Source organism: Jejuia spongiicola (genome assembly GCF_023502325.1).
GTDB lineage: Bacteria > Bacteroidota > Bacteroidia > Flavobacteriales > Flavobacteriaceae > Wocania_A > Wocania_A spongiicola.
In genome coordinates, this window is record NZ_JAMFLZ010000001.1 from 498,325 (window position 1) to 523,746 (window position 25,422).

Here is a 25,422-nt window from a genome sequence, read left to right on the forward strand (position 1 = left end):
TAAATAATAGATTAAATGGAAGTTCAAGGAAGAATAAAAATGATTGGAGAAACTCAAACTTTTGGAAGTAATGGGTTTAGAAAAAGAGAAATAGTGGTAACTACAGAAGAACAATATCCACAGCACATAATGGTGGAATTTGTACAAGATAAAACAGATTTACTAAATAGTTATCAAGTTGGACAACAAGTTAAAATTAGTATTAACTTACGTGGTAGAGAATGGGTTAATCCACAAGGAGAAACTAAATATTTTAACTCTATTCAAGGTTGGAGAATTGAAGCTTTGCAAGCTGAAGCTTCTGGAGAAAACATACCGCCAGTACCACCAGCGAATGCTTTTGAACCTGCTGGCGATTTAAAAGAAGATGATCACGACGATCTTCCTTTTTAAATAATTTTGTTATTCCTGTATAAACGGGAATCACACTATATAAACCTCTTTGTTTATTAAAACTTGGAGGTTTACTACTTTTACAGATAATCCAATGCAACTCTTAACCGATGACATATGGTTTCCAAACGTATCCAAAGCTACCAAAGATGGTTTGTTGGCTATCGGAGGCGATTTATCTGTTGAGCGGCTATTACATGCTTATAAACAAGGTGTTTTCCCTTGGTTTGAAGCAGAAGAACCTATTCTGTGGTGGTCGCCTAATCCAAGATTTGTGTTGTTTCCAGAAAAACTGAAAGTTTCAAAAAGCATGAAACAAGTATTGCGTAATTGCAATTACACGGTTACTATAAACAAAGCCTTTAAAGAAGTAATTACAGAATGTTCTAAAATAAAACGTGATGGGCAAGCTAGTACTTGGATAACTAATAGTATGATTGAAGCATATGTGAATTTACACGAGTTAGGTTATGCAAAATCTGTTGAAGTTTGGAGAGATAATAAATTGGTAGCAGGGTTGTATGGAGTGGATTTAGGAAACCAAGTGTTTTGTGGAGAAAGTATGTTTACCAAAGAAAGTAATGCAAGTAAAGCAGGTTTTATAACATTTATACAAAACACTAATTACAAACTTATTGACTGCCAAGTGTATACTAAACATTTAGAAAGCTTGGGTGCAGAGGAGATTTCTAGAGATTTGTTTTTAGAGTTTTTTATTAAGTGAATTTCATTAATAAAAATATTAGCACTCCAATGCATATTAGCCCAATTATTTTATTGTTAAAAACATGAGCAGTTTGATCAAAATAATTATCTGAATTTTTTGGGCCATATAAATATTCATTAAAAGTAAATTTAGGTTTTCTGAAAATAGTTCGCCATATCAACCCATAACTGTAACGAGTTATTGCTCCAAAGAAATTTAAAATTGAAGACCCGAAACCTAAATTATTCATCACCTACTTCAAACCTCATTATACCTAAAACACTCAATTTCATGGTCGTTTACCATACCTGTAGCTTGCATATGCGCATAAACAACTGTAGATCCCACAAATTTAAAACCACGCTTTTTTAAATCTTTACTTAAAGCATCACTTAACTCTGTATTTGCAGGGGCTACTTTATAGTTTTTAAGTTTGTTTTTAATAGGTTTTCCATTAACAAATCCCCAAATGTATTTTGAGAACGATCCAAATTCTTCTTGTATTTTCATAAAAGCTTGAGCATTAGTTATTGTAGCATTCACTTTTAATTTATTTCGAATAATGCCAGCATCTTGTAGTAGGCTATCAATCTTATCTTGTTTATAGTTGGCAATTTTTTTGTAGTCGAAATTATTAAAAGCTTTTCTAAAATTTTCGCGTTTGCGTAAAATAGTAATCCAGCTCAATCCAGCTTGGAAAGTTTCTAAAATTAAAAATTCAAAAAGGGTTGCATCATCATATACAGGAACGCCCCATTCTTCGTCATGATAGGCTTCATATAACGCATCACCGGCACACCAACCACATCTGTGTTTTGTACTCATAATATTACTGTAAGGTTTAAATTAAAAACATGACAAATATCATCTTAATTAAAATACCAAGATACTAAATTTGCGTCATCAGATTTTTGTCTCAAAAAAATAAATTTATGGATTCTATTATAAAAAAAAGCTTAGAAAAAAGTATATCGTATAATACCTACAGAAGTTTGGTTAAGCAGTTAGCAGATGAAGACTCTACAACAGGATTAGAAAAAACGGAGGCTTTAATTAACTATACTAAGCTTAACGACAGGCGTATGAAACGTTGGGATAAGACTGTAAAAATTTCAGAAGAAGCTAAAAATAAAATAGAGTCTTTTAATGAGGCTAGCACTTGGTTGTTGATTACCGAGAGCTGGTGTGGAGATGCAGCACATGTTATGCCTGTAATAAATAAAGTAGCAGAATTAAACGAAAACATTAATTTAAGAATTGTACTTCGTGATGAAAACCCAGAATTAATGGATGCCTTTTTAACTAATGGAGGTAGAGCTATACCAAAAGTGATAATGATTGATAACGAATCTGGAAAAGTAACAAATACTTACGGACCAAGACCAAGCGAAGCAACAAATTATGTTAGTAGGTTTAAAGCGAAATACGGTAAATTAACTCCAGAATTTAAAGAAGATTTACAGCATTGGTATAATAAAGATAAAGGGCAAAATGTAATAGAGGATCTTACTGAAATTATGTGCCAATTACAGCCTACTGTTTGCCTATAAAGAGAAACGTAATAGAGCCTATTTGACTTTTTTTAGTTGCACTGGCACTAAATTGGGATTTTTTGGCATATTCCAAAGCATGCTCAGTTAGGCATTCGTTTGATGTCGATGAGGATGAGTTTACGTAAGCATCTGTAACATCACCTTTTGAGTTTACAGTAATATTAATAACAATTTTTCCTCCAATTTCACATAAATAAACAGGAATTGGGATATACACTTTTTTTCTGTCAACTAATGAAAAGCTAATAGTACTCTTAGTATTAGCTCCTTCATCTTGCTGTTTTTTTAACAAATCATTTACTTTGTTGAACGACGAAAGTTCTTCTGTATTTAATTTAGAATCATCAGGTTCTTCATATTCCTTTTTAAACGCATCTGCCTGTTTTGATGCATCACTACTTTTAGGAACATAATCTTCTGGAGGAGCAATAGGTTTGTAAGCTTCAGCAAAGTGCTTATTGTTATTAGTTTCGTTAAAAGCGTTATTTGTTTCAGCTTTACTGGCATTTAGTTGCTCTAAAGCTTCTAAAATTTTAATCTCTTCTTCAGTAAGTTCTTCTTCAGGTTCCATTTCATAAAAGCTTTCAGAAATGAATTCACTGTGCTTTTTTAGCCCGAGGTTAAAAATAGAAAGCACAACAGTTCCCGTTAAGAGAAACGTGATAAGTAGGGCTTTATGTTGATTTGTTAGGTTCAAATCTTTATTAATTTATAGCAATTCTATATGGAATATACGTAAAAATAAACAAATTAGCCTTTTAGTGATTTGATAAAGGCTTCAATTGAAACGGCATTATCAACATTAAAATCACCAATTTTAGTACGCCTGAGTACAGATAAGTGTGCGCCAGACTGTAATGCTTTACCAAAATCGTTAGCTAAAGAGCGTATATAAGTACCCTTACTGCAAACCACCCTAAAACCAATATTTAAACCATCAATTTTCGTAATTTCAAACTCCTGAATGTTTACAGTTCGAGGTTTAATTTCTACTGTTTCACCAGCTCTTGCAAACTCGTATAAACGTTTTCCGTCTTTTTTCAGTGCCGAAAAAACTGGAGGGTATTGTAGAATTTCTCCAATAAATTGCTTAGTGGTTTCTTGTATTAAATGGGGTGTAATATGTTCAGTTGGAAAAGTGTTATTTATTTCCGTTTCTAAGTCAAAAGAAGGTGTTGTACTCCCTAAAACGAAAGTACCCGTATATTCTTTTACTTGACCTTGAAAAGTATCGATTTGTTTAGTCATTTTTCCTGTACAAATCACTAGTAGTCCTGAAGCCAACGGGTCCAAAGTGCCTGCGTGACCAACTTTTATTTTTTTAATTTGGAAAGCTTGTCGAATTTCCCACCGGAGTTTATTCACCACTTGAAATGATGTCCAAGTTAATGGTTTATCAACTAATAGTACTTGACCTGAGAGGAACTCTTCTTTAGAGATCATATTATGAATTTAAAAAAGAAAACACAATGGCTATAACCCCAACAATAGCACAGTAGATAGCAAAATAAGAGAGCTTACTCTTTTTCACTAATGCAATCATCCATGTGCAGGCAAATAAACCAGCTACAAAGGCAGCGATAAATCCAACAGAGAGCGATGTAATGTTTTGACTTTCCATTGAAATATCTCCACTTAAAACATCTTTAGCAATTTTTCCAAATATTAGTGGTACAACCATTAAAAATGAAAAGCGAGCAGCTTTAGTTTTATCGTTTCCTAATAGTACCGATGTCGAAATTGTTGCTCCAGAGCGAGAAATACCAGGAAGCATTGCTATGGCTTGAGCAACACCTATAATGAAAGCATTTTGGAAAGAAACTTTTTTGTTGGTATTCTTAGCTTTGTCTGCTAAATATAAAAGTAATGCTGTAATGATTAACATAAAACCTACAAGTTTAATGTTTCCTCCAAATAATTCTGCAAATTGAGATTCATAAGTAAAGCCAATAACAGCTGCAGGAATCATAGAAATTGCAATTTTAGAAACAAATTGTAAATCTTCATTCCATTTAAACTTTAAAATGCCTTTAATGATATCAAAAATATCTTTTCTAAAAATAACCATGGTACTTAAAGCGGTTGCAAAGTGCAAAACAACTGTAAATAGTAAACTTTCTTCAGGGACTGAATTATCACCAAGAATAGCTTTTCCTAATTCTAAATGGCCACTAGAAGATACTGGTAAAAATTCGGTAAGCCCTTGAATAATTCCAAGGATAATTGAGTCGATTATATCCATTACTTTTTATCTGGGTTCAATAAAATAGCATACACTTGGATACCAAAACCAATTAAAATTAAAGTAGGAGCTAGCCTAATGCGTCTCCAGCTAAAAATTTCAGAATTGAAAACATTGGGGTCGTCACTACCGCCGCCAGCCATTAAAATAAAGCCTAGCGCAATACAAGCTAAACCAATAAACATAAATTTATAGTTTTTCTTTCCAAAAACAAATGCAGGTTTTGCGTTTTCTTTTCGTTTTTTCTCTCCCATAATTCTTTATAAAGTAGACATGCAAATTAACGGATTTATTTAAAAAGAAATGTTAACACCTTTGTAAATTATCTAATAATACAGTTGGTCTGTTTTTAAATTTAAAAATCGTTGGGTTGCAAAATGCGTACTAATCCAAGTTATAATAATGCCCAAAGCAAATATAAAAACAAACAAAAGGCTAACTAAAATAGGGTTGCTTAATAACTCTAGCTCGGTAAATGTTTTATTAAGATAAAACAAAACTATTGCCATACCTATTAGGGCTAAAACAGCTCCAATGATACCTAAACGTACGCTTTTCCAAACAAAAGGGCGACGAATAAATTGCTTTGTTGCCCCAACCATTTGCATGGTTTTTATTGTAAAGCGCTTAGAATAGACCGCTAACCTTATAGAGCTGTTAATTAATAATACAGCTATTAATGTAAAAATGGCACTAATTACTAACACCCAAAAGCTTATTTTTTTAACGTTATCGTTCATTAAATTAACCAAATCGTTATCATAAGTTACTTCATCAACAAAGTTTTTATTTATTGCTTCTGCAGAAATTTTTTCAAGATGCTCTGAGGTTACAAAATCTGCTTTTAAATGCACATCAATAGAATTTTGTAACGGATTATATCCTACAAAATCCATAAAGTCTTCACCGTTCTCGGCTTTCATAAATTCTGCTGCTTGTTGTTTCGAAACATATTCGGTAGATTTCACATAATCTGCCATTGCTAAGCTTTTTTCAAGTTGTTTAACTTCAACATCTTTAGCATTGTCTTTTAAATAAATAGTAACAACAACTTGTTCTTTAAAATGATCAGAAACTTTTTTAGCATTAAGAATGAGCATACCTAATAACCCCAATAAAAACAAAACCAAAGCAATACTTAACACAACAGAAAAGTATGAAGAAATAAGTCTGCGTTTTTGGTGTTTTTCGAAAGATGAACTCATAGAATGATGGATTAACTGTGTAAAAATAATAAAGTCTAAGCAATCTTTATTTATATAAACTAAAACATATTAATATTGTTGTAATTATGCTAACTTCTTTGGTTGTTTACTTAATAAATACACACCAATAACAACTAGTAAGCAACAAACTACTTTTATTAGGTTGATATCATTTTTATATTGGTCTTGCATTAAAAAATTCGCATAAATGCTAACCATAATAAAGCTTATGGCTGGTTGTAAATATATATAACTACTATTTACAGATGGTGACACATAGTTAAGTGCATAAATATTAAATAAATATGCAAAAAAGGTGGTGAATAAAACAACAAAACCAATAACCAAATAGGTGTTTAAATCGAAAGCAGAAAAATTGGTATTTAAAAAATCGTTTATACCAAAAGGGAGCATAAATATAAAACCAAACAAAAATACCCAACTTATAACAGTTATGGCATTGTATTTTTTCATAAGCGGTTTAACAATAACCAAATAGAGACCATAACAAGTTGCATTTAAAATAACAAACAAATTACCAAGAAATGAACTCGTACCCCCAGAATTATTTCCATATACAATCAATACTATTGCTCCAATACTGCCAATACTAATACCCAATAGTTTTGTCGGCGTAATTTTTTCTTTAAGAAGAAAAAAACTAAAAACAAGCACAATTACAGGAGTAGTTGTCATTATTATTGATGCATCAACGGGAGATGTTAAATTAATACCATGGAAAAATAATAATTGATTGGCCGCTGCACCTAAAAGACCACACAGCATCAAACGAGGCCTGTCTTTTTTAGCTATTTTTTCTTTAAAAGCAACAGATTTTAAAATCCAAAATAATGAAGTTGCGCAGATTAATCTAATGAAAACAAAAGCAGAAGGACCAATTTTTTGCGGCATTATACCTTTTGCTATAATATAATTTACGCCATAAATTAAATTTGCTCCAAGTAATGCTATATGCGCTTTAAGTATGTTATTATTCAAGGGTTAAATTTTCGAAATAAATTCAAAAGTAAATCTAATATTCTATAAATCGATTTAAAAAGGAAGAAATACAGCTATTTATTAAAACTAAAGGTTTTTCAGTTTGTTTATAAAGCGTAAATTTGCAACTTCTTAAAAGAGACGATAATGAAGTACAATTTCAACGAAATTGAAACCAAGTGGCAAAAGTATTGGGCTGAGAATAAAACATTCAAAGCTGTAAATAATAGTGAGAAACCAAAATACTATGTATTAGATATGTTTCCTTATCCAAGTGGAGCAGGTTTACATGTTGGTCATCCGTTAGGATATATTGCTTCAGATATTTATGCGCGATATAAGCGCCATAAAGGGTTTAATGTATTGCACCCGCAAGGTTATGATAGTTTTGGATTACCTGCTGAGCAATATGCCATTCAAACAGGTCAACACCCAGCTATTACTACTGCTGAAAACATAAAAACGTATCGTCGTCAGTTAGACCAAATAGGGTTTTCATTCGATTGGTCTCGTGAAGTTAGAACATCTGACCCGAGTTATTATAAATGGACACAATGGATTTTTATTCAATTGTTCAATTCTTGGTTTAATAATGAAACTAATAAAGCTGAAGATATTTCAGAATTAATAAAGACTTTTTCATCTGAAGGAAATTCAAAAGTGAATGCCGTTTGTGATGATGATATTGAATCATTTTCTGCCGAAGATTGGAATGCATTTTTATCTGAAAAGCAACAACAAATATTATTACAATACAGACTTACTTATTTAGCTGAGACTGAGGTTAACTGGTGTCCAGCATTAGGAACTGTTTTGGCAAATGATGAAATTGTAAATGGCGTTTCAGAACGTGGCGGACATCCGGTAATTCGTAAAAAAATGACGCAGTGGAGTATGCGTATTTCTGCCTATGCAGAACGTTTACTTCAAGGGTTAGATACCATTGATTGGACAGACTCTTTAAAGGAAAGCCAGCGAAATTGGATAGGAAAATCTGTTGGAGCTTCGGTTACTTTCAATGTGAATGAACACGATGCTGTTATTGATGTTTTCACTACTCGTCCTGACACTATTTTCGGAGTAAGTTTTATGACTTTGGCTCCAGAACACGAATTAGTATCTCAAATAACTACACCAGAGCAAAAAGCTGAAGTTGATGCGTATATTTTAGCAACATCAAAACGTAGCGAGCGCGATAGAATGGCAGATGTAAAAACCATTTCGGGAGCGTTTACGGGAGCCTATGCAGAGCATCCGTTTACAAAAGAACCTATTCCCGTTTGGATTGGCGATTATGTTTTAGCAGGTTACGGCACAGGAGCGGTTATGTCAGTCCCATGTGGTGACCAACGCGATTACGATTTTGCTAAACATTTTAATATTCCTATCCCTAATATTTTTGATGGAGTTGATATTTCAGAAGAAGCGTTTGCTGATAAAGCAAATACTAAAATAGGTAATAGTGATTTTCTTAACGGAATGAACTACAAAAAAGCAACCAAACGTGTTATTTACGAGTTGGAACAAATTGGTCAAGGCGAAGGTAAAACCAATTACCGTTTACGAGATGCTGTATTTTCTCGTCAGCGTTATTGGGGTGAACCATTCCCGGTGTATTATGTAAATGGGATGCCACAGATGATTGCAGCAGAGCATTTACCAATTAAATTGCCAGAAGTAGAAAAATATTTACCAACCGAAACTGGTGACCCACCATTAGGAAACGCAACAGTTTGGGCTTGGGACACTTTGAAGAATGAAGTAGTCTCAAATGATTTAATCGATAATGAGAATGTCTTTCCTTTAGAGTTGAACACCATGCCAGGGTGGGCAGGAAGTTCGCAGTATTTTAATCGTTATATGGATCCTAATAATGAGGATGCTATCTTTTCAAAAGAAGCAATTGATTATTGGCAACAAGTTGATTTATACATTGGAGGAAGCGAGCATGCCACAGGACATTTATTGTACTCTCGTTTTTGGCAAAAATTTATGTTTGATAAAGGCTATGTAAAGCATGATGAGTTTGCTAAAAAGTTGATTAACCAAGGTATGATTTTGGGTACGAGTGCTTTTGTTTACAAAATGCGTCCTTTTGTTAAATTAGGGAATAATTTTCATGGACTAAAAGAATTTCCTGTAATCTATTTTTCAAAAGATATTATTTCTGATTCTGAGTATTTGGATAATGTAGTAGCTACAAATACACTTATAAAAAGTTTAGATGAAAAATGGCCATTAGTTTTAGGAGGTCAAGAGAGTAATGTTTTTGATGATATTGTTATTTCTACCTTAGATATAAAACAACATCCGAATAAATACGACTTATTAAATGAAATTAAAGATAAAGTTTATTTCAAATTATATCAAGAAATAAGAGTGCCCGTTGAATATGTTGATTCATCAAATTATTTGGATATAAAAGGTCTAAAAATTGGTTTAAAGAATCAATATATAAATGCTTTTTTCATTGGTAATAGTGATAAAAAGTATTTGGTTGGACGAGACGTCGAAAAAATGTCAAAATCCAAATACAATGTCGTTAATCCGGATGACATTGTTTCAAGTTACGGTGCAGACAGTTTACGTCTTTACGAAATGTTTTTAGGCCCATTAGAGCAATACAAACCTTGGAATACAGCTGGTATTACAGGCGTGCATTCGTTTCTTAAAAAACTTTGGAAACTATATGCGGATGATAATGGGCTAAAAGTTACTGATGCCATACCAACTAAAGACAACTTAAAAACGTTACATAAAACTATTAAAAAAGTTCAAGAAGATATTGAAAATTTCTCGTTTAATACATCAGTATCAACCTTTATGATTGCGGTTAATGAATTAACTGCTCAAAAATGTACAAGTAAGGATATTTTAGAACCCTTATTGGTTTTGATTTCACCATACGCACCACATATTGCGGAAGAATTATGGAATCAGCTAGGGAATAATGAGTCTATTTCAACAGTACCTTTTCCAAAATTTGATGCTAGTCATTTAATAGAAAGTAGTAAGAATTACCCGATTTCATTTAATGGTAAAATGCGTTTCACTATGGAACTACCATTAGATATGAGTAAGGATGATATCGAAAAAGCTGTTTTAGCAAACGAAAAAACCCAAGAGCAATTGGGAGGAAGAATACCTAAAAAAGTGATTGTAGTTCCTGGTAAAATTGTAAATATAGTTGGATAATAATATAGAAATTATAGGCTTTGTTGCAGCGTTTTTAACAACGGCTGCTTTTCTGCCACAAGTATATAAAACATGGAAAACAAAAGATGTAACAGGACTTTCACTACCAATGCTTTTAATGTTTTTTACTGGAATTATTTTGTGGTTAATCTATGCGTTTTATATAAATAGTCCATCAATGATTATGGCTAATTCAATTACCGTAGTTTCTTCTTTTTTCTTAATTTATTTTAAGATAAGGTATCAAAAAAAATAGTTTAGTATCTGACAAAATTTCATAACTTTTATTTGGCTTGTTTTTTGCTATTATATTTGTGTAATTAAAATTTAAAAAAATGTTTGGATATTATATATTAATAGGAGCTATTGGGCTTGTAAGTTGGGCGGTAAGTAATCAGCTTAAACGCAAGTTTGAAACGTATTCTAAAGTGCAACTACGAAACGGAATGAGTGGTGCTGAAATTGCTGAAAAAATGTTGGCAGATCATGGTATTAGAGATGTAGAAGTTATTTCAACTCCAGGTCGTTTAACAGATCATTACAATCCGAAAAATAAAACCGTTAATTTAAGTGAGGCAGTTTATAACCAAAGAAATGCTGCCGCTGCCGCTGTTGCAGCTCACGAGTGTGGACACGCCGTACAACATGCTAAGGCTTATAGCTGGTTACAAATGCGTTCTACTTTAGTACCAGTTGTAAGTGTATCATCGGGGATGTCGCAATGGTTAATTATTGGAGGCCTTATACTAGGTGGAGCTGCTGGCTTAGGTTTAGGTTGGTGGGTTGCTGTTGCTGGTGTAGCTATGATGGGGTTTGCAACCTTATTTAGTTTTATAACACTTCCTGTTGAATATGATGCAAGTAACCGTGCATTGGCTTGGTTAAAAAATAAAAATATGCTGTCTCAAGAAGAGTATGCGGGTTCTGAAGATGCACTTAAATGGGCAGCAAGAACATATTTGGTAGCTGCAATAGGGTCTTTAGCAACCTTATTGTATTGGGCGCTTCAAGTGTTTGGAGGTTCGAGAGATTAAAAATAACTTTTACCATTATAAAACCGAATTTTATACACCACGTAAGAATTCGGTTTCTTTTTTTTAGTACATTTAGACTTTAAACAAATAATATAATTATTTATGGAAAACATGATTCAAGATAAACTGATGGTAAGTGAATTATCTGATGTTGATAAAGTAGCTTTTTATAAAAAAACATATTCGCATGTTGCGGGAGGGGTTTTAGTATTCATTCTTTTTGAATATTTATTGCTTCAAAGCGATACAATTGTTGATTTTATGTTGTCTATGACTGATGGGTATAAATGGCTTATCATGTTAGGAGGCTTTATGTTTATTACCAATTATGCTGAAAAAATGACTTTAAAAACACCAGATAGAAATACGCAATATTTAGCATTTGGGTTATATATTCTTGCCGAAGCATTCATTTTTGTGCCTCTAATTTATATTGCTGCATTTTATATGGATTCAGGTCCAGAAATTTTAAATCAAGCGGCTATTGTAACTCTGGCATTATTTACAGGATTATCGGCTATTGTTTTTGTTACTAAAAAAGACTTTTCGTTTTTAAAATCAGGATTAACCATTGGTTTTTTTATAGCCATAGGGCTTATTATTGCTGGAACTTTATTTGGCTTCAATTTAGGACTTTGGTTTTCTGTAGGAATGTGTTTATTGGCTGGAGGATCAATTTTATACCAAACATCAAATTTGGTAAATAAATATTCTATCGATCAATATGTGCCAGCAGCATTAGGCTTATTTGCATCCTTAATGTTACTGTTTTGGTATGTGCTTAGTATTTTCTTATCAAGAGACTAAATTTCAAAAAATATATATTAAAAGCTCTGAGTAATTTCAGGGCTTTTTTGTTCCTTTACGCGTCAATTAAAATTTAAAATGAGTAATCCATTATCATATTACCAGGAGCATTTAACAACTTATCAAACTCAGGTTGAAAAACTGTACAAAAAAATGACAGCTCTTAGCTCGCTTAGGTTGTTAGTATTTTTAGCTACTGGTTTTGGAGTTTATTTGAGTTTTGAATATTGGCAAATTGCAGTACTAGTTGGAGTTATAGGTGTTGGTGTTTTTGTTTTTTTACTTTCAAAATATACCGATGTAAAATCACAACGAAATTTTAATAAAGCACTTGTAAATATAAATAAAGATGAAATTAAAATTGCTTCAGGAGATTTTTATGATCGAGATAAAGGATTGCAATTTCAAGACCCAAATCACTTTTACAGTTTAGATATCGATTTGTTTGGGCGAGGCTCTTTTTTTCAATTTATAGATAGAACAACTATAAAAGAAGGTACAGAACAACTAGCTAATACGTTAAAAGCAAATAATATTGATAACATTGTTATACGTCAGGAAGCCATAAAAGAATTAAGTACTAAGCCTAAATGGCGTCAGTATTATTCGGCAACTTCTAATTTAGTTGAAGTTGAAACTCCTGCAAAACATATTATTAATTGGTTACAAACTTATCAATCATTTCTTCCTAAAATAATGCAATGGCTACCGCTGGTATTTATATTACTTTCGGTGTTAATATTTACGCTTACATTTTTTAAGTTAATTGATATGTCTTTAATTGGTTATTGGCTGTTAATAGGACTTGGAATTACGGGGCGATATGTTAAAAAAACGAATGTACTATCATCAAAAACAGATAGGGTAAAAGATACATTTCGCCAATATGCCTTACTACTAGATTTAATTGAGAATGAAAATTTTACATCAGAATTATTAAAACAAAAACAAGAAAAAATTCAATTAGATACAGAAAAAGCTTCAGTTATCTTTAAAAAACTTTCAAGATCTTTAGATGCCTTAGATAATAGAAATAATATTATTGGAGCCATTTTTGGTAACGGTTTATTTTTAACTGATATTAAGAATAGTTATCGTATTGAAAAATGGATTGAACAATATGGCAATAAAGTTAAAGATTGGTTTGAAGTTGTAGCCTTTTTTGATGCTTACAATTCTTTAGGAACTTATACATATAACCACCCGCAATTCATCTTTCCGAAAATAGATATTCAAGGGGCAGTTATAAATGCTGAAAGTTTAGGACATCCTTTATTGGATGAGAACAAACGTGTGGATAGTAATTTAACTATTGAAAATGAACAATTTTTTATTGTTACCGGAGCAAACATGGCAGGGAAAAGCACATTTTTAAGAACAGTTTCATTGCATATTGTTATGGCAAACGTGGGATTGCCAATTTGCGCTAAGTCGAGTAAATATTCGCCAGTAAAATTAATTACTAGTATGCGTACCACAGATTCTTTAACCGATGATAGTTCGTATTTCTTTTCAGAATTAACACGTTTAAAATACATTGTTGATGCAATCGCTAAGGAGCCTTATTTTATTGTTTTAGATGAAATTTTGAAAGGAACAAATAGCACCGATAAGGCTATTGGATCTAAAAAATTTGTTGAAAAACTAGTAGCTTCAAACGCAACGGGAATTATTGCTACTCACGATTTAAGTTTATGTGAAATTGAAAAAGAACTTGACGATGTTAAAAACTATTATTTTGATGCCGAAATTATAAATGACGAACTTCATTTTGATTATACTTTAAAGGAAGGTATTTGCCAAAACATGAATGCATCATTCTTATTAAAGAAAATGAATATTGTTTAGTTTTTAACGGTTTTGATAAGACTATCAGTTCGTAATTTACTTTGAAATACTTCCAATCACTTCGAGTGAATTTGTATCGAGAAGTTGTGTTGTCTATAATTACTTATTAAATATTACTTCTCCATCGCTTTTATAAGCTCATTCATTTTTTTTAACCTTGGTATATAATGTTTTTTTAAATACCATTTATTATAAAAGTATATGAAGATTCCACATCCAATAATAATAATACTTGCAATTATTAGATTTAAAGGTTGAACCTCAACATTAATAATTACTCCTAGAATAAATAGAACTGCACATGTTAAAACAGGTAAAAGAGACCAATAAGGTGCTGTGTCAAGCAGTTTTTTTTGTAAGCTGAGATAGTTTTTACATTGATATAAATAGTCAATATAAGAATCGGTTAACGTATTTGGTTTGTGTTTATTTAAGCTTCTAAGTTTAATATTTACATAAATTGCGATTAGAACTATTAAGAAAGCGGCAATCTTTGATAATGTATAAGGAATGGCATAGGCCATATATAAAAAAATGGGAATTACTACAATAGCCCCTATTAGTTCACGTAAATCACGATACTTTATCGATTTATGAAAACGATCTAAACTAGATTTCATTTCTAAAATTAATTTCGACTTTTCAAATTTAATACGTTCTTGATTACTGGACGATTGCCAGATATTGATAAGTTCATCTTCTTCTATCATAATGTTTTATTTATACAATTCAACAGTTTCTTTTTTATGCGTTTAATTTTTACAGCGACATTGTTTTCTGATAAACCAGTAATATTAGAAATTTCTTTATAAGGTAGTTTTTCTAAATAAAGAGAGATAATGGCTTTATCTCCTTTATTTAGAATATTTATACAATTTCGAAGTTGGACTAATTTCTCTCTTTGATCTTCGTTTTCAGCTTCCGTTTGTAAACCAAAATCATTAAGGTTATTAGTAGAGATGAATCGTTTCTGTTTTTTAATGTCGTTTGAACGAAAACGAAGACAAGTGTTAAGAGTAATGCGGTATACCCAGGTTTCTATGGAAGATTTAGCCTCGAAAGATGGCATCGACTTCCAAATATGAACTAACACCTCTTGGAGAAGATCTTTTGTGTCTTCAGTATTTTTAGAGTAAACGGAACAAATTCTAAATAATTTTTGCTGATTTTGCTCAAGTATTTTTATAAATAGATGCTCCAATTCTTTGGTCATAATTTTATTCTTGTTTCTATTATATTAGTTACAAGAACTTTAAAAATATGACAATTTATATGAGATTTTTTAATTAGAATTTAAAATTCACAGATATTAAACACATTATTTCATTTCTAATTTAACTTTCTCAATCATGCTTTCTGCATTTTTATCATCGGGCTTTAAACTTAATACCTTATAATAGTTTTTTAAAGCTTCAGTATAGTTTTTAGTTTCAAAATAAGCTTCGCCTAAACTGTCATAAACATTGTATTTGTATGGAAATATTTTGGTGTTTAAATCGAAGATATATAACGCTTTTTCCGTTTGATTAGAACGTAAAAGCGAATATCCGTAAGTGTTTAATTCTCTACTGCCTTTTACAAACTCTGCTAGTCTTGAGACTAAAACGGGCTCCTCTAACTTTAAGCTATCAATGGTTTTTGAGTTGAGTAAATAATTGATGTATTTTACTGCCATATAGTTAGGCGTATACTTGTTTTTAGTTACAATATTTAAAATATCACGTTCAAAAGTTTCTTTTGGATGCTCAACAATTCTATTCACTTCTTTTCCATTTTTATAAAAAATAAAAGTAGGAACTCGATGAATATTTAACCCCTTTTCTTCACCATTAGGACTTTGTTTGTAAGCCTCTTTAGTTCTGTTTACTGCAATAACATGTAATTGATTTTCTGAGAATTTTGCAGCTTCCAAAACCTTATAAAACCTTGGAACTTCCTTTTTACTATCGCCGCACCAAGTGCCTAAAAAGGCTTTGATTTCATATTGATTTAATGAATCTTTTAATTGCTTAATGATGCTTTTGTTAACTAAATAATCCTTGTGGTTTTTTGAAAACCAAGTGTTGAAAGTGTTATTAGTTAAGTCAGATTTAGTGATTTTTCCAAGTAAAAGCTCATTACCTTTTTTGTCGGTAGTAAGTTTTTTATGCGTTTGAGAAAACGCGAAATGTAGGTTAAGTAAAAGGATTGATAAAATAACTGTTCGTTTGATGAGATGATGTTTCATGTGATGGCTCTGATTGATTGTTAAGTCAAACCTAAAACAGATTTTTAAGTGATACGAATTAAGTTTACAAACAACACACTTAAATTAACAAACGTCAATATTTGTGTAGTTTGCAATACTATAAAGGTTTTTTGTACATAATTTTTTGGTGGTTAAAGCATTTCTGTTAACTTTCAACAGCAATAAATGATTACTTTACAAAAACACACTTCGCAAATTTTAGTACACATCTTATTTTGGATGCTGTTCGTGTTTGTGTCACTTTTTCTGTTTTCAGATTTTTATTGGCGCGAAAATCCATTTTTGCAATACCTTTCTATACTCGTAGTTATTGTATATGTAAATCATTTTATATTGCTTCCGTTTTTTATCAAAAAGCGACTCTACATTTTATATGTTTTTGTATTTGCAGCCATCTCTTTTTTTGCTACCCAATTGTACTGTAATGTGTTTGCACAATGTGGCTGCTCTGTAATGAAATGCTTAAGTGATTATTTATGGCAAACCTTAGTGCCTCTTATTTTTTTCTCATTTATATGGATGTTGTATCGTTTTTTAGACAAGCAGGCAGAAGTTGAGCAAATTAAAAAAGAGCATACCGAAATGGAACTTAAGTTTTTAAAATCGCAAATAAATCCGCATGTGCTTTTTAACAACTTAAACACTATTTATTCTTATACTTTAGAAAAACCAAACGAAGCTGCCGACCTTATTTTAATGTTATCTGATAATTTAAAACATGTATTATACGAAAGTAATTCTGAAACTATTTCTTTAGAAAAAGAAATTCAGTTTATAGATAATTACATGAAATTTCAGAAGTTAAGAACTGAAGGCACAAAACAGATTCATTATACAAAAGCTATAAATTCGTTTCATTATAAAATTGCACCGTTACTTTTAATAACTATTATAGAAAATGCCTTTAAGCATAGTACTCTAAATAGTGATATTTCTATACATATAGGTGTAGAGGATAATGTTTTGATATGTACTTGTGAGAACGATTTTGATAAAGAGAAAGTAAGTGAAACCGATTTCAAAATAGGTTTGCAAAACTTAGAAAAGCGATTAGAACTTATATACAAAGATAAATATGCCTTTACAATTGATAAAGCTGAAACATTTAAAGTGCATCTAAAATTAGAGCTATAATGAATTGTATTATAATTGAAGACGAAATTCCTGCTCAAAGAGTATTAAAGAATTTTATTGGCAAAATTCCTAACCTTAATTTGGTAGACACATTTAAAGCAGCTATAGAAGCTAATTCGTTTTTAAACACAAACACGGCTGATGTAGTTTTTTTGGATATTAATTTGCCAGATATATCTGGATTAGATTTTATTAAAACCATTAAAAAACCGCCAGCAATTATAATGACAACTGCTTATCCAGATTATGCTGCCAACAGTTTTGAGTTAGATACTATAGTAGATTATTTAGTAAAACCTTTTTCGTTTGATCGCTTTTTAAAAGCGATTAATAAAGCGAAAGACAGAATTGAAATACCAAAAAGTAGTAATGAAGAAAAAGAAGTAGAGACCATTTTTTTGAATGTAGATAAAACACTACACAAACTCACTTTAAACACAATACTTTATATAGAGTCTGACAGAAATTATATTACAGTAGTTACAGAAACACAAAAACTATCGTATATAGATTCTTTAAAGAACTGGACGACTAAATTACCAGAAAATCAATTTATACAAGTACACAAATCATTTATTATAAATAGAAAATTTATAGATAAAATCTCTGGAAATACACTTTTTATAAAAGAAAATAAAATCCCCATTGGGAGAACTTATAAGCAGGAATTACTAAAAGTATTAGGAGTTTAATTAGGTTGATCCTTTTAAAAATTGTTGTTTTCGAATTGTATGAAGAACTCACTATCTTTATCCCATGCAACATATCTCTAAACTTCCAACAGTAGGAACAACCATTTTTACTGTTATGGGTGCTTTAGCAAAAAAGCACAATGCTATAAATTTATCTCAAGGCTTTCCAGACTTTAAAATGGATCAACAACTTATTGATTTGGTTTCAAAAGCAATGCATACAGGGTACAATCAATATGCCCCCATGCAAGGGAGTTTTGAATTACGACAAGCCATTGCTAAAAAGTTTGATTTGTTATATAATTCTACCTATCATCCAGAAACAGAAATTACAATAACGGCTGGTGCTACTCAAGCCATTTTTAGTATTATATCAGCATTTATAAAACCAAATGACGAAGTTATTGTTTTTAGACCTGCTTACGATTGTTACGACCCTGCAATAGAATTAAATGGAGGGAAAACAGTTTCAATTGGATTAGAATCTCCAAGCTTTAAAGTGGATTGGAATGCGGTGAAATCTCAAATTAATAATCGAACTAAAATGATTATTATTAATACACCACAAAACCCTATAGGTACTGTTTTTTCTGAAAGCGATATGTTACGATTACAAGACATAACAAAAGGGACAGATATTATAATATTGAGTGATGAGGTTTATGAACATATTGTATTTGATGGCGAAAAACATCAAAGTGCATGCTTGTTCCCAGAGCTAAAATCCAGAAGTTTTGTAGTTGCTTCTTTTGGAAAAACATTTCATAATACAGGTTGGCGTACAGGTTATTGTTGTGCTCCAAAAGAGCTTATGGATGAGTTTCGAAAAGTGCATCAATTTAATGTGTTTTGTGTAAATCATCCAACGCAAAAAGCATTGTCACAATATTTAGAAAATGAAAACCATTATTTAGAACTATCAGGTTTCTATCAAGAAAAAAGAGACTTGTTTTTAAGTTTAATAAAAGATTCACGATTTAAGTTTACACCATCAAAAGGAACATATTTTCAATTGTTAGATTATTCAAAAATTACAAAAGAAAATGATGTAGATTTTGCAAAGCGTTTAACTGTTGAAAATAAATTAGCATCCATACCCATATCAGTTTTTTACAATACTAAAATAGAGAGTAAAATCCTCAGATTTTGTTTTGCTAAAAAGGACGATACCCTAAAGCGTGCTGCAGATATTTTAAATAGAATTTAAGATAAGTAACTTTTTAAAAAACATTGTGTCTAAAAAATAATATTAATTTAAATTTAGAAATGATGAAATTTTGGATTGTAATATTATTTTTAAGCTTTAGTTTTATAATAAATGCTCAAGAGGTAAATTTTAACGGAAATACTTACACAGTAAAAGGAGAAAGTATTTTAAATGATGGAGCAGATGTTACTAATACACTAACAAAAAAAGAGCAAGAGCAAATTATGCTGGCTTTTAATAAAAAAAAGGAGTTAGACAAAGCATCTAAAAAAAAGCAAAAAAGGTTAAAAAAGGCTGAAAAAGGACAAAAAACAGCAAAAAAGAGACAAAATAAAGCAGAAAAAGCCCTAAAACGAAAACAAAAAGCTCAATCTAATTTTGATAAGTCTGTAAAAAAGCATAGACAGGCTATAGAAAAATACCAAAAGCTTAAAAAGAAAGGTAAATTATCTCCTGAAGACGAAGCGAAGTGGCTTAAAAAGATTGAGAAATATAAAAAAGCTCATATAAAAGCTGAAAATAGGTTAAAAAGAGTTTAGACATTTATGAAGGATGAATTAAAAGTAGCTTTATTACAATCAGATTTGGTTTGGGAAGCACCTGAACTAAACAGGAAGGCTTTTTCTGAAAAAATTAAAGATATAACAGAGCAGGTAGATATAATTATATTACCAGAAATGTTTACAACAGGTTTTACTATGAATGCCGCAGAAGTTGCTGAAACAATGGAAGGTAAAACGGTTGAATGGATGAAATATGAAGCTTCAAAGCATAATACCGCAATTGTTGGAAGTGTTATTATTTTAGAGGACAATGCCTATTATAATCGTTTGTTATTTGTTGAACCTAGTGGTAAAATCACTATTTATAATAAACGTCACACGTTTACATTGGTAGGAGAGGATAAAGTGTTTGCTGCTGGAAAAGAAAAAGTAATTATAGAGTATAAAGGCTGGAGCATTTGCCCTTTAGTTTGTTACGATTTGCGCTTTCCTGTTTGGGCAAGAAATACTGAAAACTACGATGTTCTAATATATGTTGCTAATTGGCCAAAACCAAGAGTTTCTGCATGGGATGCATTATTAAAAGCACGAGCTATTGAAAACATGAGTTATTGTATTGGTGTAAACCGTATAGGGATTGATGGTGTTAATAGTGAATATTCAGGTCATTCGGCTGTTTATAATGTTTTAGGAGATTTATTAACCTCATTTGAAGTTAACAAAGAGCAGACAGAAATAGTTACTTTAGAAAAAAGACACATTTCGGCTTACAGAAATAAACTTAAATTTTTAAATGATAGAGATCAGTTTACTCTTCAATAAAATTTAAAGTTTGCACTAGCCCCCAGTCCGGTCTTACTTCTTCATCCATTTCAAAATGACTTACACGTTCAGGCTGAATCTTTTTAAGGTAATTACCAGTGTCGTATTTTCCATTCCCATTAGTATCAAAAATAACTCTAATAAAGTATTTTCCAGAATCTAAATTTAAAAAATCTAAAGCTTCAGGTTTTGTGGAATATTGCTCATATTTAACTTCACCATTAACGTCAGTTAATTGAAATATAATAGGGTATTTTGCATTTGCTAGTGAAAAACGTACGTAACCAAAATCGGATTCTTTTTTTGTGCTAACCGAAAATTTTAAAGTATCATTTTTGTTATCAAAAAAGTCAACAAAGGCGTCAGGTAATACTTGAATTCTATAATTATTATCTTCGGTTTTTTCAAAGTTTAAATTATAAGTATTAGCAATAGAATCGTATTCAGTAGAAAAATCTACACCAGTAGAATCTTTATCCATTATACTTATTTTCGAGGCATCAAAGGCAGTAAATGGAGTGTTTGCAAAAATTTTAAATGGAGCCTCTTTACTGATATTACCAGAAGGCTCAGCTTTAATTATTAATGAGTCTCTTTCTTGCTCACTAATTCGTGCTGTAAAATCTTTTTCAAAGGTTGGATGCGATACTTTAAAGAGTAAGGAGTCTACTTTTAACCTAGGTTTATACCAGTAATAAAGGGTGTCTGTTTTTTCGTCTTTGGTGATTCTATGAGTAAAATCTTCTGGAATTTCAGAAGTTATTTTAATATCCATATTTTTATAATCTCCTTCATAACCAAAAGCAATTTTTTCTCCAGATATTAAACGCGGTCTTATCGCTTTAAAATCGGGTTCTTCAGAAAACAATTTTAAGGGATAAAATGTAGAATCTGTTGGTGTGACGTTAATAAACTCTTGGTGAAACGCTATTTGATCTGTTTTTTGTTGGTATTTATTATCCTCATTTCCATCTTTTAAAGCCATAAGCATATATTTTCCAGCTTTAATATTTTCAATAGAAAACGTAGTAAGACTATCTAATGTATTGGTAATATATTTTGGAACTTCTTTGTAAATTATAGAGTCATTGAATGTAGAGTCCACTTCGTATAAAGCAACAGATACAAATGTTTCAGGCTGCCTTTTTGTAGCGTCAACAATTTGCCCTTTTACGGTTAAGGAATCTATATAATCACCGGTTGATAGTACATATCTATAGTAAGGAAACGGGTTGCCTTCATTATTATCACTAATACTATTTCCAAAGTTAAATGCATAAGTAGTATTTGGTGGTAGTGTATCATTAATCTTAATTCTAATTTCTTTGCTGGCACTACCAACGGGTGATATGTCTGGTTGCCATTTCATTGGAGGCGAAATAATAAGCTGTTTTTGTATGTCTTTTATCTTAATATATTCATTGAAAGCAATCTTGATTTCATTCCCTTTAAAATTAGTAGAATAATTATCAGGGGATGAACTCTCAATACTAGGAGGGGTTTCGTCTTTTGGTCCACCACCAGGTGTGCCTCGATTTGCGCAATTAATAAAAACCAAGCATATAAACGCTATAAAAATAAAGTTAGAAAGGGATTTATTCATCAAAAATTTTAAATTTTTAGCAAAAGTACGTGAATTTTTTCGTTCTGAAATTAACAAAAAACGGAATGAAAAAATTTATGTACTAGCGAAGCGTTTACTAAAGTGAAACTAAATTTTGTATTTTTTTGAGCAAAATTTAATTTTACTGAAGAAACCTACATAATTTAACACAAATTATATATTATAAAATCTATTTTGGGTTTCTAAACATAACGAACAATACATTAAGCTATTGCCATAGTGGCAATACTAATTTTTATATTTCCTACTTGGTTTAAAACATTTATGCAGGCTTCTAAAGTTGCTCCTGTTGTAATAATGTCGTCAACCAATAAAATATGTTTGTTTTCAATAGCGTCCATATTTTTAAGCGCAAATAATTCACTACTATTAGTCCATCGAGTAAAACGACTTTTTGTAGTTTGCGATTTTGTATTTGTAATTTTTACTAGAACATCATCTTTAAACTCTGCATCTATAATTTTTGCAATTTGTTGTCCAAATTTGGCAACTTGATTAAAACCTCTTTTTTTCAATTTCTTTTTATGCAGCGGTACAGGAATAACAATGTCAATGGTATGGTATGCTTCAACATCTTTTAATTCTCCACCAAGCCAATTACCCAAAACAAACCCAATATTTTCGTAGCCTTTGTATTTTAATCCGTGAATAAGTTGTTGTACCAATCCTTTTTTTTCAAACCTAAAAAGAGCAGTTCCGTTTTCAACTTTTGCACGGCCATAAAGCACTTTTTTAACTGCATCATTATCATCAAAATGAAAGTTAGTAACTGGTAAATCGTGTCTGCAATCTATACAAATAGTATCTGCATTATCATCTAGTAAATTAAGACAAGCATAGCATACTTTGGGAAAGAAAAGATTTATAACAGATTGAAGCCCCATAAATTAATTATCTACAATAAAATTAACGATTTATAATTTAAAATCTGTTTCATTAAAAACTTTATAAAATTCGATAATAAATAACGAATGTATAGTACTGAATTTAAACGGTTTTTTATTTTTGCACCATGGCAAATCAAGATGATCAATTTAAGAAGGTGGTTTCGCATGCAAAGGAATACGGATATGTATTTCAAAGCAGTGAAATTTATGACGGTTTAAGTGCAGTTTATGACTATGCACAAAACGGAGCAGAGTTAAAGAAAAATATACGCGACTATTGGTGGAAAGCCATGGTGCAAATGAATGAAAATATAGTAGGCATTGATGCAGCTATATTTATGCACCCAACCACATGGAAAGCCTCGGGGCATGTTGATGCGTTTAACGATCCGTTAATTGATAATAAAGATTCTAAAAAGCGTTATCGCGCTGATGTTTTAATTGAAGACTATTGTGCCAAAATTGAAGCTAAAATAGATAAAGAAGTTAAAAAAGCTGCAAAACGTTTTGGCGATGCTTTTAATAAAGAAGAGTTTGTTTCTACTAACGGACGTGTTGTTGGATATCAGGAAAAAATAAAAGCCACGCTTTCGCGGATGGCAAAATCTTTGGAGAATGAAGATTTAGCTGATGTTAAAGCACTAATTGAAGAATTAGAAATTGCAGACCCATTAACAGGAAGTAAAAACTGGACAGATGTTAAGCAATTTAATTTAATGTTTGGAACCAAGCTTGGTGCCTCTGCCGAAAGTGCGATGGATTTATATTTACGTCCAGAAACCGCTCAAGGTATTTTTGTAAACTTTTTAAATGTGCAAAAAACGGGGAGAATGAAAATTCCGTTCGGTATTGCGCAAACAGGTAAAGCTTTTAGGAATGAGATTGTTGCAAGACAATTTATTTTTAGAATGCGCGAGTTTGAACAAATGGAAATGCAATTTTTTATAAAGCCAGGAACTCAACAAAAATGGTACGAGCATTGGAAAGAAGCCAGAATGAAATGGCATTTGTCTTTAGGAATGGGCGCAGATAAATACCGTTTTCATGACCATGAAAAATTGGCTCATTATGCTGATGCTGCTGCTGATATTGAATTCAAATTCCCATTTGGATTTAAAGAATTGGAAGGCATTCACTCAAGAACCGATTTCGATTTAAAAGCGCACGAAGAATATTCTGGAAAGAAATTACAATATTTCGACCATGAAGAAAATGCAAGTTATACGCCTTACGTGTTAGAAACTTCAATTGGTTTGGATCGTATGTTTTTAGCAGTGTTCTCAAACGCTTTACAAGAAGAGGAACTGGAAAATGGTACAAAGCGTACCGTACTAAAACTACCAAGTGTTTTAGCGCCAGTAAAAGCAGCGATTTTACCTTTAGTTAAAAAAGATGGCTTGCCAGAAATAGCACGTAAAATTGTAGAAGATTTGAAATGGGACTTTAATGTAATATATGATGAAAAAGATGCTGTTGGAAGACGTTATAGAAGACAAGATGCCAACGGAACACCATTTTGTATTACTGTTGATCATGATACCATAGAAGATAACACTGTAACGATTCGCCATAGAGACTCTATGGAACAAGAGCGTGTTAAGATTGAAGATTTACGCCATATTATTAAGCAAGAAGTAGATGTACGTTCTTGGTTAATGAAGATGTAGTTCTTTATAATACTAGAATATTTAAATTAAACAAAAACCCAAGCTTTAGCTTGGGTTTTTATTATTTATTAGAATCTATAACCAACACTAATACCTATTTTGCCAATAATTTCGTAATCGTATCTGTCATTATTGAATAGGTTTCTACCAAAGCCTAAGTTTAGCTCTCCAATAAATCCACTATTAGTAATCCATTTTCCACCTAAACCAATTCCTAAAGCAAAATCAGTAATATTTTCTTCTTGCAAAATGGTATCAAAGCCATCATTAGAAAGTCTGTAATCATTTATAGAGTTTAACATTCCAAACCCTTCTACAAAAAAACCTGCAGCATATTTATTACCAAAATAAAAACGATAATAAGGCGAAATATAGTAGTTAACATCATCATTTACGTCATCATCAAAAGGGAGAAATACATTTAAACCAAAAGCAGACTCTTCGTTAATAGTTCGTTCATAGGTAACATCAAAAGCACCAAGAACAAGGTAAAGACCATTGAGTTTAAATTCATTAAAATTTTCAGAAGAAATGGTTTCATCATTTGTTTCTTCTTGAGAGAATAAAGATGTAGATAATAAAATTGCAACTAGTAATAGTAAGTAAGCTTTTTTCATAAGATTATGTTTTTTAAATTGATTTGGTTATTTTTTACA

At 31.3% G+C, this 25,422-nt stretch carries 27 protein-coding genes; 14 read left to right on the forward strand and 13 right to left on the reverse strand.

Annotated features, from left to right (window positions below):
• Nucleotides 1-15 precede the first annotated feature (15 nt).
• Nucleotides 16-393: a DUF3127 domain-containing protein gene (locus M3P09_RS02315; RefSeq protein ID WP_249971866.1), complete on the forward strand. Its 378-nt coding sequence runs from the start codon at nt 16-18 to the stop codon at nt 391-393.
• A gap of 94 nt (nt 394-487) precedes the next feature.
• A complete protein-coding gene (gene aat, locus M3P09_RS02320; protein WP_099564819.1) occupies nt 488-1,117 on the forward strand; it encodes a leucyl/phenylalanyl-tRNA--protein transferase in 630 nt (209 codons plus the stop codon).
• Between the two features lie 240 nt (nt 1,118-1,357).
• On the opposite strand, the gene M3P09_RS02325 is transcribed toward aat, so the two are convergent.
• Complete coding sequence (locus M3P09_RS02325; protein ID WP_099564817.1) at nt 1,358-1,924, reverse strand: DNA-3-methyladenine glycosylase I; 567 nt, start codon at nt 1,922-1,924, stop codon at nt 1,358-1,360.
• A gap of 107 nt (nt 1,925-2,031) precedes the next feature.
• On the opposite strand from M3P09_RS02325, the gene M3P09_RS02330 reads away from it, so the two are divergent.
• A complete protein-coding gene (locus M3P09_RS02330) occupies nt 2,032-2,649 on the forward strand; it encodes a thioredoxin family protein (RefSeq protein ID WP_249971867.1) in 618 nt (205 codons plus the stop codon).
• On the opposite strand, the gene M3P09_RS02335 is transcribed toward M3P09_RS02330, so the two are convergent.
• From M3P09_RS02335 to M3P09_RS02360, 6 genes are all read right to left on the reverse strand, one after another.
• A complete protein-coding gene (locus M3P09_RS02335; RefSeq protein ID WP_249971868.1) occupies nt 2,633-3,289 on the reverse strand; it encodes an energy transducer TonB family protein in 657 nt (218 codons plus the stop codon). The genes M3P09_RS02330 and M3P09_RS02335 overlap by 17 nt on opposite strands.
• A gap of 113 nt (nt 3,290-3,402) precedes the next feature.
• A complete protein-coding gene (gene truB / locus M3P09_RS02340; RefSeq protein WP_199099690.1) occupies nt 3,403-4,095 on the reverse strand; it encodes a tRNA pseudouridine(55) synthase TruB in 693 nt (230 codons plus the stop codon).
• Between the two features lies 1 nt (nt 4,096).
• The gene (locus M3P09_RS02345) at nt 4,097-4,894 is read right to left on the reverse strand and encodes an undecaprenyl-diphosphate phosphatase (RefSeq protein ID WP_249971869.1); all 798 of its coding nucleotides are present in this window, start codon (nt 4,892-4,894) and stop codon (nt 4,097-4,099) included.
• The gene (locus tag M3P09_RS02350; RefSeq protein ID WP_099564813.1) at nt 4,894-5,148 is read right to left on the reverse strand and encodes a DUF3098 domain-containing protein; all 255 of its coding nucleotides are present in this window, start codon (nt 5,146-5,148) and stop codon (nt 4,894-4,896) included. Before M3P09_RS02350 ends, M3P09_RS02345 begins: the two co-directional genes overlap by 1 nt.
• A 72-nt stretch (nt 5,149-5,220) precedes the next feature.
• A complete protein-coding gene (locus tag M3P09_RS02355; RefSeq protein ID WP_099564812.1) occupies nt 5,221-6,099 on the reverse strand; it encodes a cell division protein FtsX in 879 nt (292 codons plus the stop codon).
• 84 nt (nt 6,100-6,183) lie between these two features.
• Nucleotides 6,184-7,098, reverse strand: a complete 915-nt coding sequence (locus tag M3P09_RS02360) for a DMT family transporter (protein ID WP_099564811.1) — start codon at nt 7,096-7,098, stop codon at nt 6,184-6,186.
• 147 nt (nt 7,099-7,245) lie between these two features.
• On the opposite strand from M3P09_RS02360, the gene M3P09_RS02365 reads away from it, so the two are divergent.
• From M3P09_RS02365 to M3P09_RS02385, 5 genes are all read left to right on the forward strand, one after another.
• Nucleotides 7,246-10,293 (forward strand): leucine--tRNA ligase, encoded by a 3,048-nt coding sequence (locus M3P09_RS02365; RefSeq protein WP_249971870.1) that lies wholly within the window; start codon nt 7,246-7,248, stop codon nt 10,291-10,293.
• On the forward strand, nt 10,286-10,549 hold the full coding sequence (locus tag M3P09_RS02370) for a SemiSWEET family sugar transporter (RefSeq protein ID WP_099564809.1): 264 nt from the start codon (nt 10,286-10,288) through the stop codon (nt 10,547-10,549). The genes M3P09_RS02365 and M3P09_RS02370 overlap by 8 nt, the downstream gene beginning before the upstream one ends.
• Before the next feature lie 79 nt (nt 10,550-10,628).
• Nucleotides 10,629-11,327, forward strand: a complete 699-nt coding sequence (locus M3P09_RS02375; RefSeq protein WP_249971871.1) for a zinc metallopeptidase — start codon at nt 10,629-10,631, stop codon at nt 11,325-11,327.
• Between the two features lie 102 nt (nt 11,328-11,429).
• Nucleotides 11,430-12,134, forward strand: coding sequence for a Bax inhibitor-1/YccA family protein (locus M3P09_RS02380; RefSeq protein ID WP_099564807.1), 705 nt, complete (start codon nt 11,430-11,432; stop codon nt 12,132-12,134).
• A 78-nt stretch (nt 12,135-12,212) separates the two neighbouring features.
• The gene (locus tag M3P09_RS02385) at nt 12,213-13,982 is read left to right on the forward strand and encodes a MutS-related protein (protein ID WP_099564806.1); all 1,770 of its coding nucleotides are present in this window, start codon (nt 12,213-12,215) and stop codon (nt 13,980-13,982) included.
• A gap of 113 nt (nt 13,983-14,095) precedes the next feature.
• Here the strand turns inward: M3P09_RS02385 and M3P09_RS02390 are convergent, their stop codons facing one another.
• From M3P09_RS02390 to M3P09_RS02400, 3 genes are all read right to left on the reverse strand, one after another.
• A complete protein-coding gene (locus tag M3P09_RS02390) occupies nt 14,096-14,692 on the reverse strand; it encodes a hypothetical protein (RefSeq protein ID WP_249971872.1) in 597 nt (198 codons plus the stop codon).
• Nucleotides 14,689-15,195 (reverse strand): RNA polymerase sigma factor, encoded by a 507-nt coding sequence (locus M3P09_RS02395; protein ID WP_249971873.1) that lies wholly within the window; start codon nt 15,193-15,195, stop codon nt 14,689-14,691. The genes M3P09_RS02390 and M3P09_RS02395 overlap by 4 nt, the downstream gene beginning before the upstream one ends.
• A gap of 105 nt (nt 15,196-15,300) precedes the next feature.
• Entirely contained in the window at nt 15,301-16,209 is a 909-nt protein-coding gene (locus tag M3P09_RS02400; protein ID WP_249971874.1) for a thioredoxin domain-containing protein, read from the reverse strand.
• A 186-nt stretch (nt 16,210-16,395) separates the two neighbouring features.
• On the opposite strand from M3P09_RS02400, the gene M3P09_RS02405 reads away from it, so the two are divergent.
• The 5 genes from M3P09_RS02405 (at nt 16,396) to M3P09_RS02425 (ending at nt 20,588) form a co-directional block, all read left to right on the forward strand.
• Nucleotides 16,396-17,364: a sensor histidine kinase gene (locus M3P09_RS02405; protein WP_249971875.1), complete on the forward strand. Its 969-nt coding sequence runs from the start codon at nt 16,396-16,398 to the stop codon at nt 17,362-17,364.
• Complete coding sequence (locus M3P09_RS02410) at nt 17,364-18,056, forward strand: LytR/AlgR family response regulator transcription factor (protein ID WP_249971876.1); 693 nt, start codon at nt 17,364-17,366, stop codon at nt 18,054-18,056. Before M3P09_RS02405 ends, M3P09_RS02410 begins: the two co-directional genes overlap by 1 nt.
• A gap of 64 nt (nt 18,057-18,120) precedes the next feature.
• Complete coding sequence (locus M3P09_RS02415; protein ID WP_249971877.1) at nt 18,121-19,263, forward strand: methionine aminotransferase; 1,143 nt, start codon at nt 18,121-18,123, stop codon at nt 19,261-19,263.
• 59 nt (nt 19,264-19,322) lie between these two features.
• Nucleotides 19,323-19,802: a hypothetical protein gene (locus M3P09_RS02420; protein WP_249971878.1), complete on the forward strand. Its 480-nt coding sequence runs from the start codon at nt 19,323-19,325 to the stop codon at nt 19,800-19,802.
• 6 nt (nt 19,803-19,808) lie between these two features.
• Nucleotides 19,809-20,588, forward strand: coding sequence for an amidohydrolase (locus tag M3P09_RS02425; RefSeq protein WP_249971879.1), 780 nt, complete (start codon nt 19,809-19,811; stop codon nt 20,586-20,588).
• Here the strand turns inward: M3P09_RS02425 and M3P09_RS02430 are convergent.
• A complete protein-coding gene (locus tag M3P09_RS02430) occupies nt 20,575-22,191 on the reverse strand; it encodes an Ig-like domain-containing domain (RefSeq protein ID WP_249971880.1) in 1,617 nt (538 codons plus the stop codon). The genes M3P09_RS02425 and M3P09_RS02430 overlap by 14 nt on opposite strands.
• Nucleotides 22,192-22,415: 224 nt before the next feature.
• Nucleotides 22,416-23,096: a ComF family protein gene (locus M3P09_RS02435; RefSeq protein ID WP_249971881.1), complete on the reverse strand. Its 681-nt coding sequence runs from the start codon at nt 23,094-23,096 to the stop codon at nt 22,416-22,418.
• Between the two features lie 128 nt (nt 23,097-23,224).
• Between M3P09_RS02435 and M3P09_RS02440 the strand changes: the two genes are divergently transcribed.
• A complete protein-coding gene (locus tag M3P09_RS02440) occupies nt 23,225-24,766 on the forward strand; it encodes a glycine--tRNA ligase (RefSeq protein WP_249971882.1) in 1,542 nt (513 codons plus the stop codon).
• 68 nt (nt 24,767-24,834) lie between these two features.
• Here the strand turns inward: M3P09_RS02440 and M3P09_RS02445 are convergent, their stop codons facing one another.
• Complete coding sequence (locus M3P09_RS02445) at nt 24,835-25,383, reverse strand: DUF3575 domain-containing protein (protein ID WP_249971883.1); 549 nt, start codon at nt 25,381-25,383, stop codon at nt 24,835-24,837.
• Nucleotides 25,384-25,422 lie beyond the last annotated feature (39 nt).

What these genes read in the sequence shown, in the direction of transcription:
- M3P09_RS02385 (WP_099564806.1), top strand. Translation starts at nt 12,213, where the DNA reads ATGAGTAATCCATTATCATATTACCAGGAGCATTTAACAACTTATCAA.
- M3P09_RS02345 (WP_249971869.1), bottom strand. Translation starts at nt 4,894, where the DNA reads ATGGATATAATCGACTCAATTATCCTTGGAATTATTCAAGGGCTTACC.
- M3P09_RS02440 (WP_249971882.1), top strand. Translation starts at nt 23,225, where the DNA reads ATGGCAAATCAAGATGATCAATTTAAGAAGGTGGTTTCGCATGCAAAG.
- M3P09_RS02350 (WP_099564813.1), bottom strand. Translation starts at nt 5,148, where the DNA reads ATGGGAGAGAAAAAACGAAAAGAAAACGCAAAACCTGCATTTGTTTTT.
- M3P09_RS02330 (WP_249971867.1), top strand. Translation starts at nt 2,032, where the DNA reads ATGGATTCTATTATAAAAAAAAGCTTAGAAAAAAGTATATCGTATAAT.
- M3P09_RS02420 (WP_249971878.1), top strand. Translation starts at nt 19,323, where the DNA reads ATGATGAAATTTTGGATTGTAATATTATTTTTAAGCTTTAGTTTTATA.
- M3P09_RS02425 (WP_249971879.1), top strand. Translation starts at nt 19,809, where the DNA reads ATGAAGGATGAATTAAAAGTAGCTTTATTACAATCAGATTTGGTTTGG.
- M3P09_RS02405 (WP_249971875.1), top strand. Translation starts at nt 16,396, where the DNA reads ATGATTACTTTACAAAAACACACTTCGCAAATTTTAGTACACATCTTA.
- M3P09_RS02315 (WP_249971866.1), top strand. Translation starts at nt 16, where the DNA reads ATGGAAGTTCAAGGAAGAATAAAAATGATTGGAGAAACTCAAACTTTT.
- M3P09_RS02375 (WP_249971871.1), top strand. Translation starts at nt 10,629, where the DNA reads ATGTTTGGATATTATATATTAATAGGAGCTATTGGGCTTGTAAGTTGG.
- M3P09_RS02400 (WP_249971874.1), bottom strand. Translation starts at nt 16,209, where the DNA reads ATGAAACATCATCTCATCAAACGAACAGTTATTTTATCAATCCTTTTA.
- M3P09_RS02380 (WP_099564807.1), top strand. Translation starts at nt 11,430, where the DNA reads ATGGAAAACATGATTCAAGATAAACTGATGGTAAGTGAATTATCTGAT.
- M3P09_RS02365 (WP_249971870.1), top strand. Translation starts at nt 7,246, where the DNA reads ATGAAGTACAATTTCAACGAAATTGAAACCAAGTGGCAAAAGTATTGG.
- M3P09_RS02415 (WP_249971877.1), top strand. Translation starts at nt 18,121, where the DNA reads ATGCAACATATCTCTAAACTTCCAACAGTAGGAACAACCATTTTTACT.
- M3P09_RS02390 (WP_249971872.1), bottom strand. Translation starts at nt 14,692, where the DNA reads ATGATAGAAGAAGATGAACTTATCAATATCTGGCAATCGTCCAGTAAT.
- M3P09_RS02325 (WP_099564817.1), bottom strand. Translation starts at nt 1,924, where the DNA reads ATGAGTACAAAACACAGATGTGGTTGGTGTGCCGGTGATGCGTTATAT.
- M3P09_RS02445 (WP_249971883.1), bottom strand. Translation starts at nt 25,383, where the DNA reads ATGAAAAAAGCTTACTTACTATTACTAGTTGCAATTTTATTATCTACA.
- M3P09_RS02435 (WP_249971881.1), bottom strand. Translation starts at nt 23,096, where the DNA reads ATGGGGCTTCAATCTGTTATAAATCTTTTCTTTCCCAAAGTATGCTAT.
- M3P09_RS02355 (WP_099564812.1), bottom strand. Translation starts at nt 6,099, where the DNA reads ATGAGTTCATCTTTCGAAAAACACCAAAAACGCAGACTTATTTCTTCA.
- M3P09_RS02395 (WP_249971873.1), bottom strand. Translation starts at nt 15,195, where the DNA reads ATGACCAAAGAATTGGAGCATCTATTTATAAAAATACTTGAGCAAAAT.
- aat (WP_099564819.1), top strand. Translation starts at nt 488, where the DNA reads ATGCAACTCTTAACCGATGACATATGGTTTCCAAACGTATCCAAAGCT.
- M3P09_RS02410 (WP_249971876.1), top strand. Translation starts at nt 17,364, where the DNA reads ATGAATTGTATTATAATTGAAGACGAAATTCCTGCTCAAAGAGTATTA.
- truB (WP_199099690.1), bottom strand. Translation starts at nt 4,095, where the DNA reads ATGATCTCTAAAGAAGAGTTCCTCTCAGGTCAAGTACTATTAGTTGAT.
- M3P09_RS02430 (WP_249971880.1), bottom strand. Translation starts at nt 22,191, where the DNA reads ATGAATAAATCCCTTTCTAACTTTATTTTTATAGCGTTTATATGCTTG.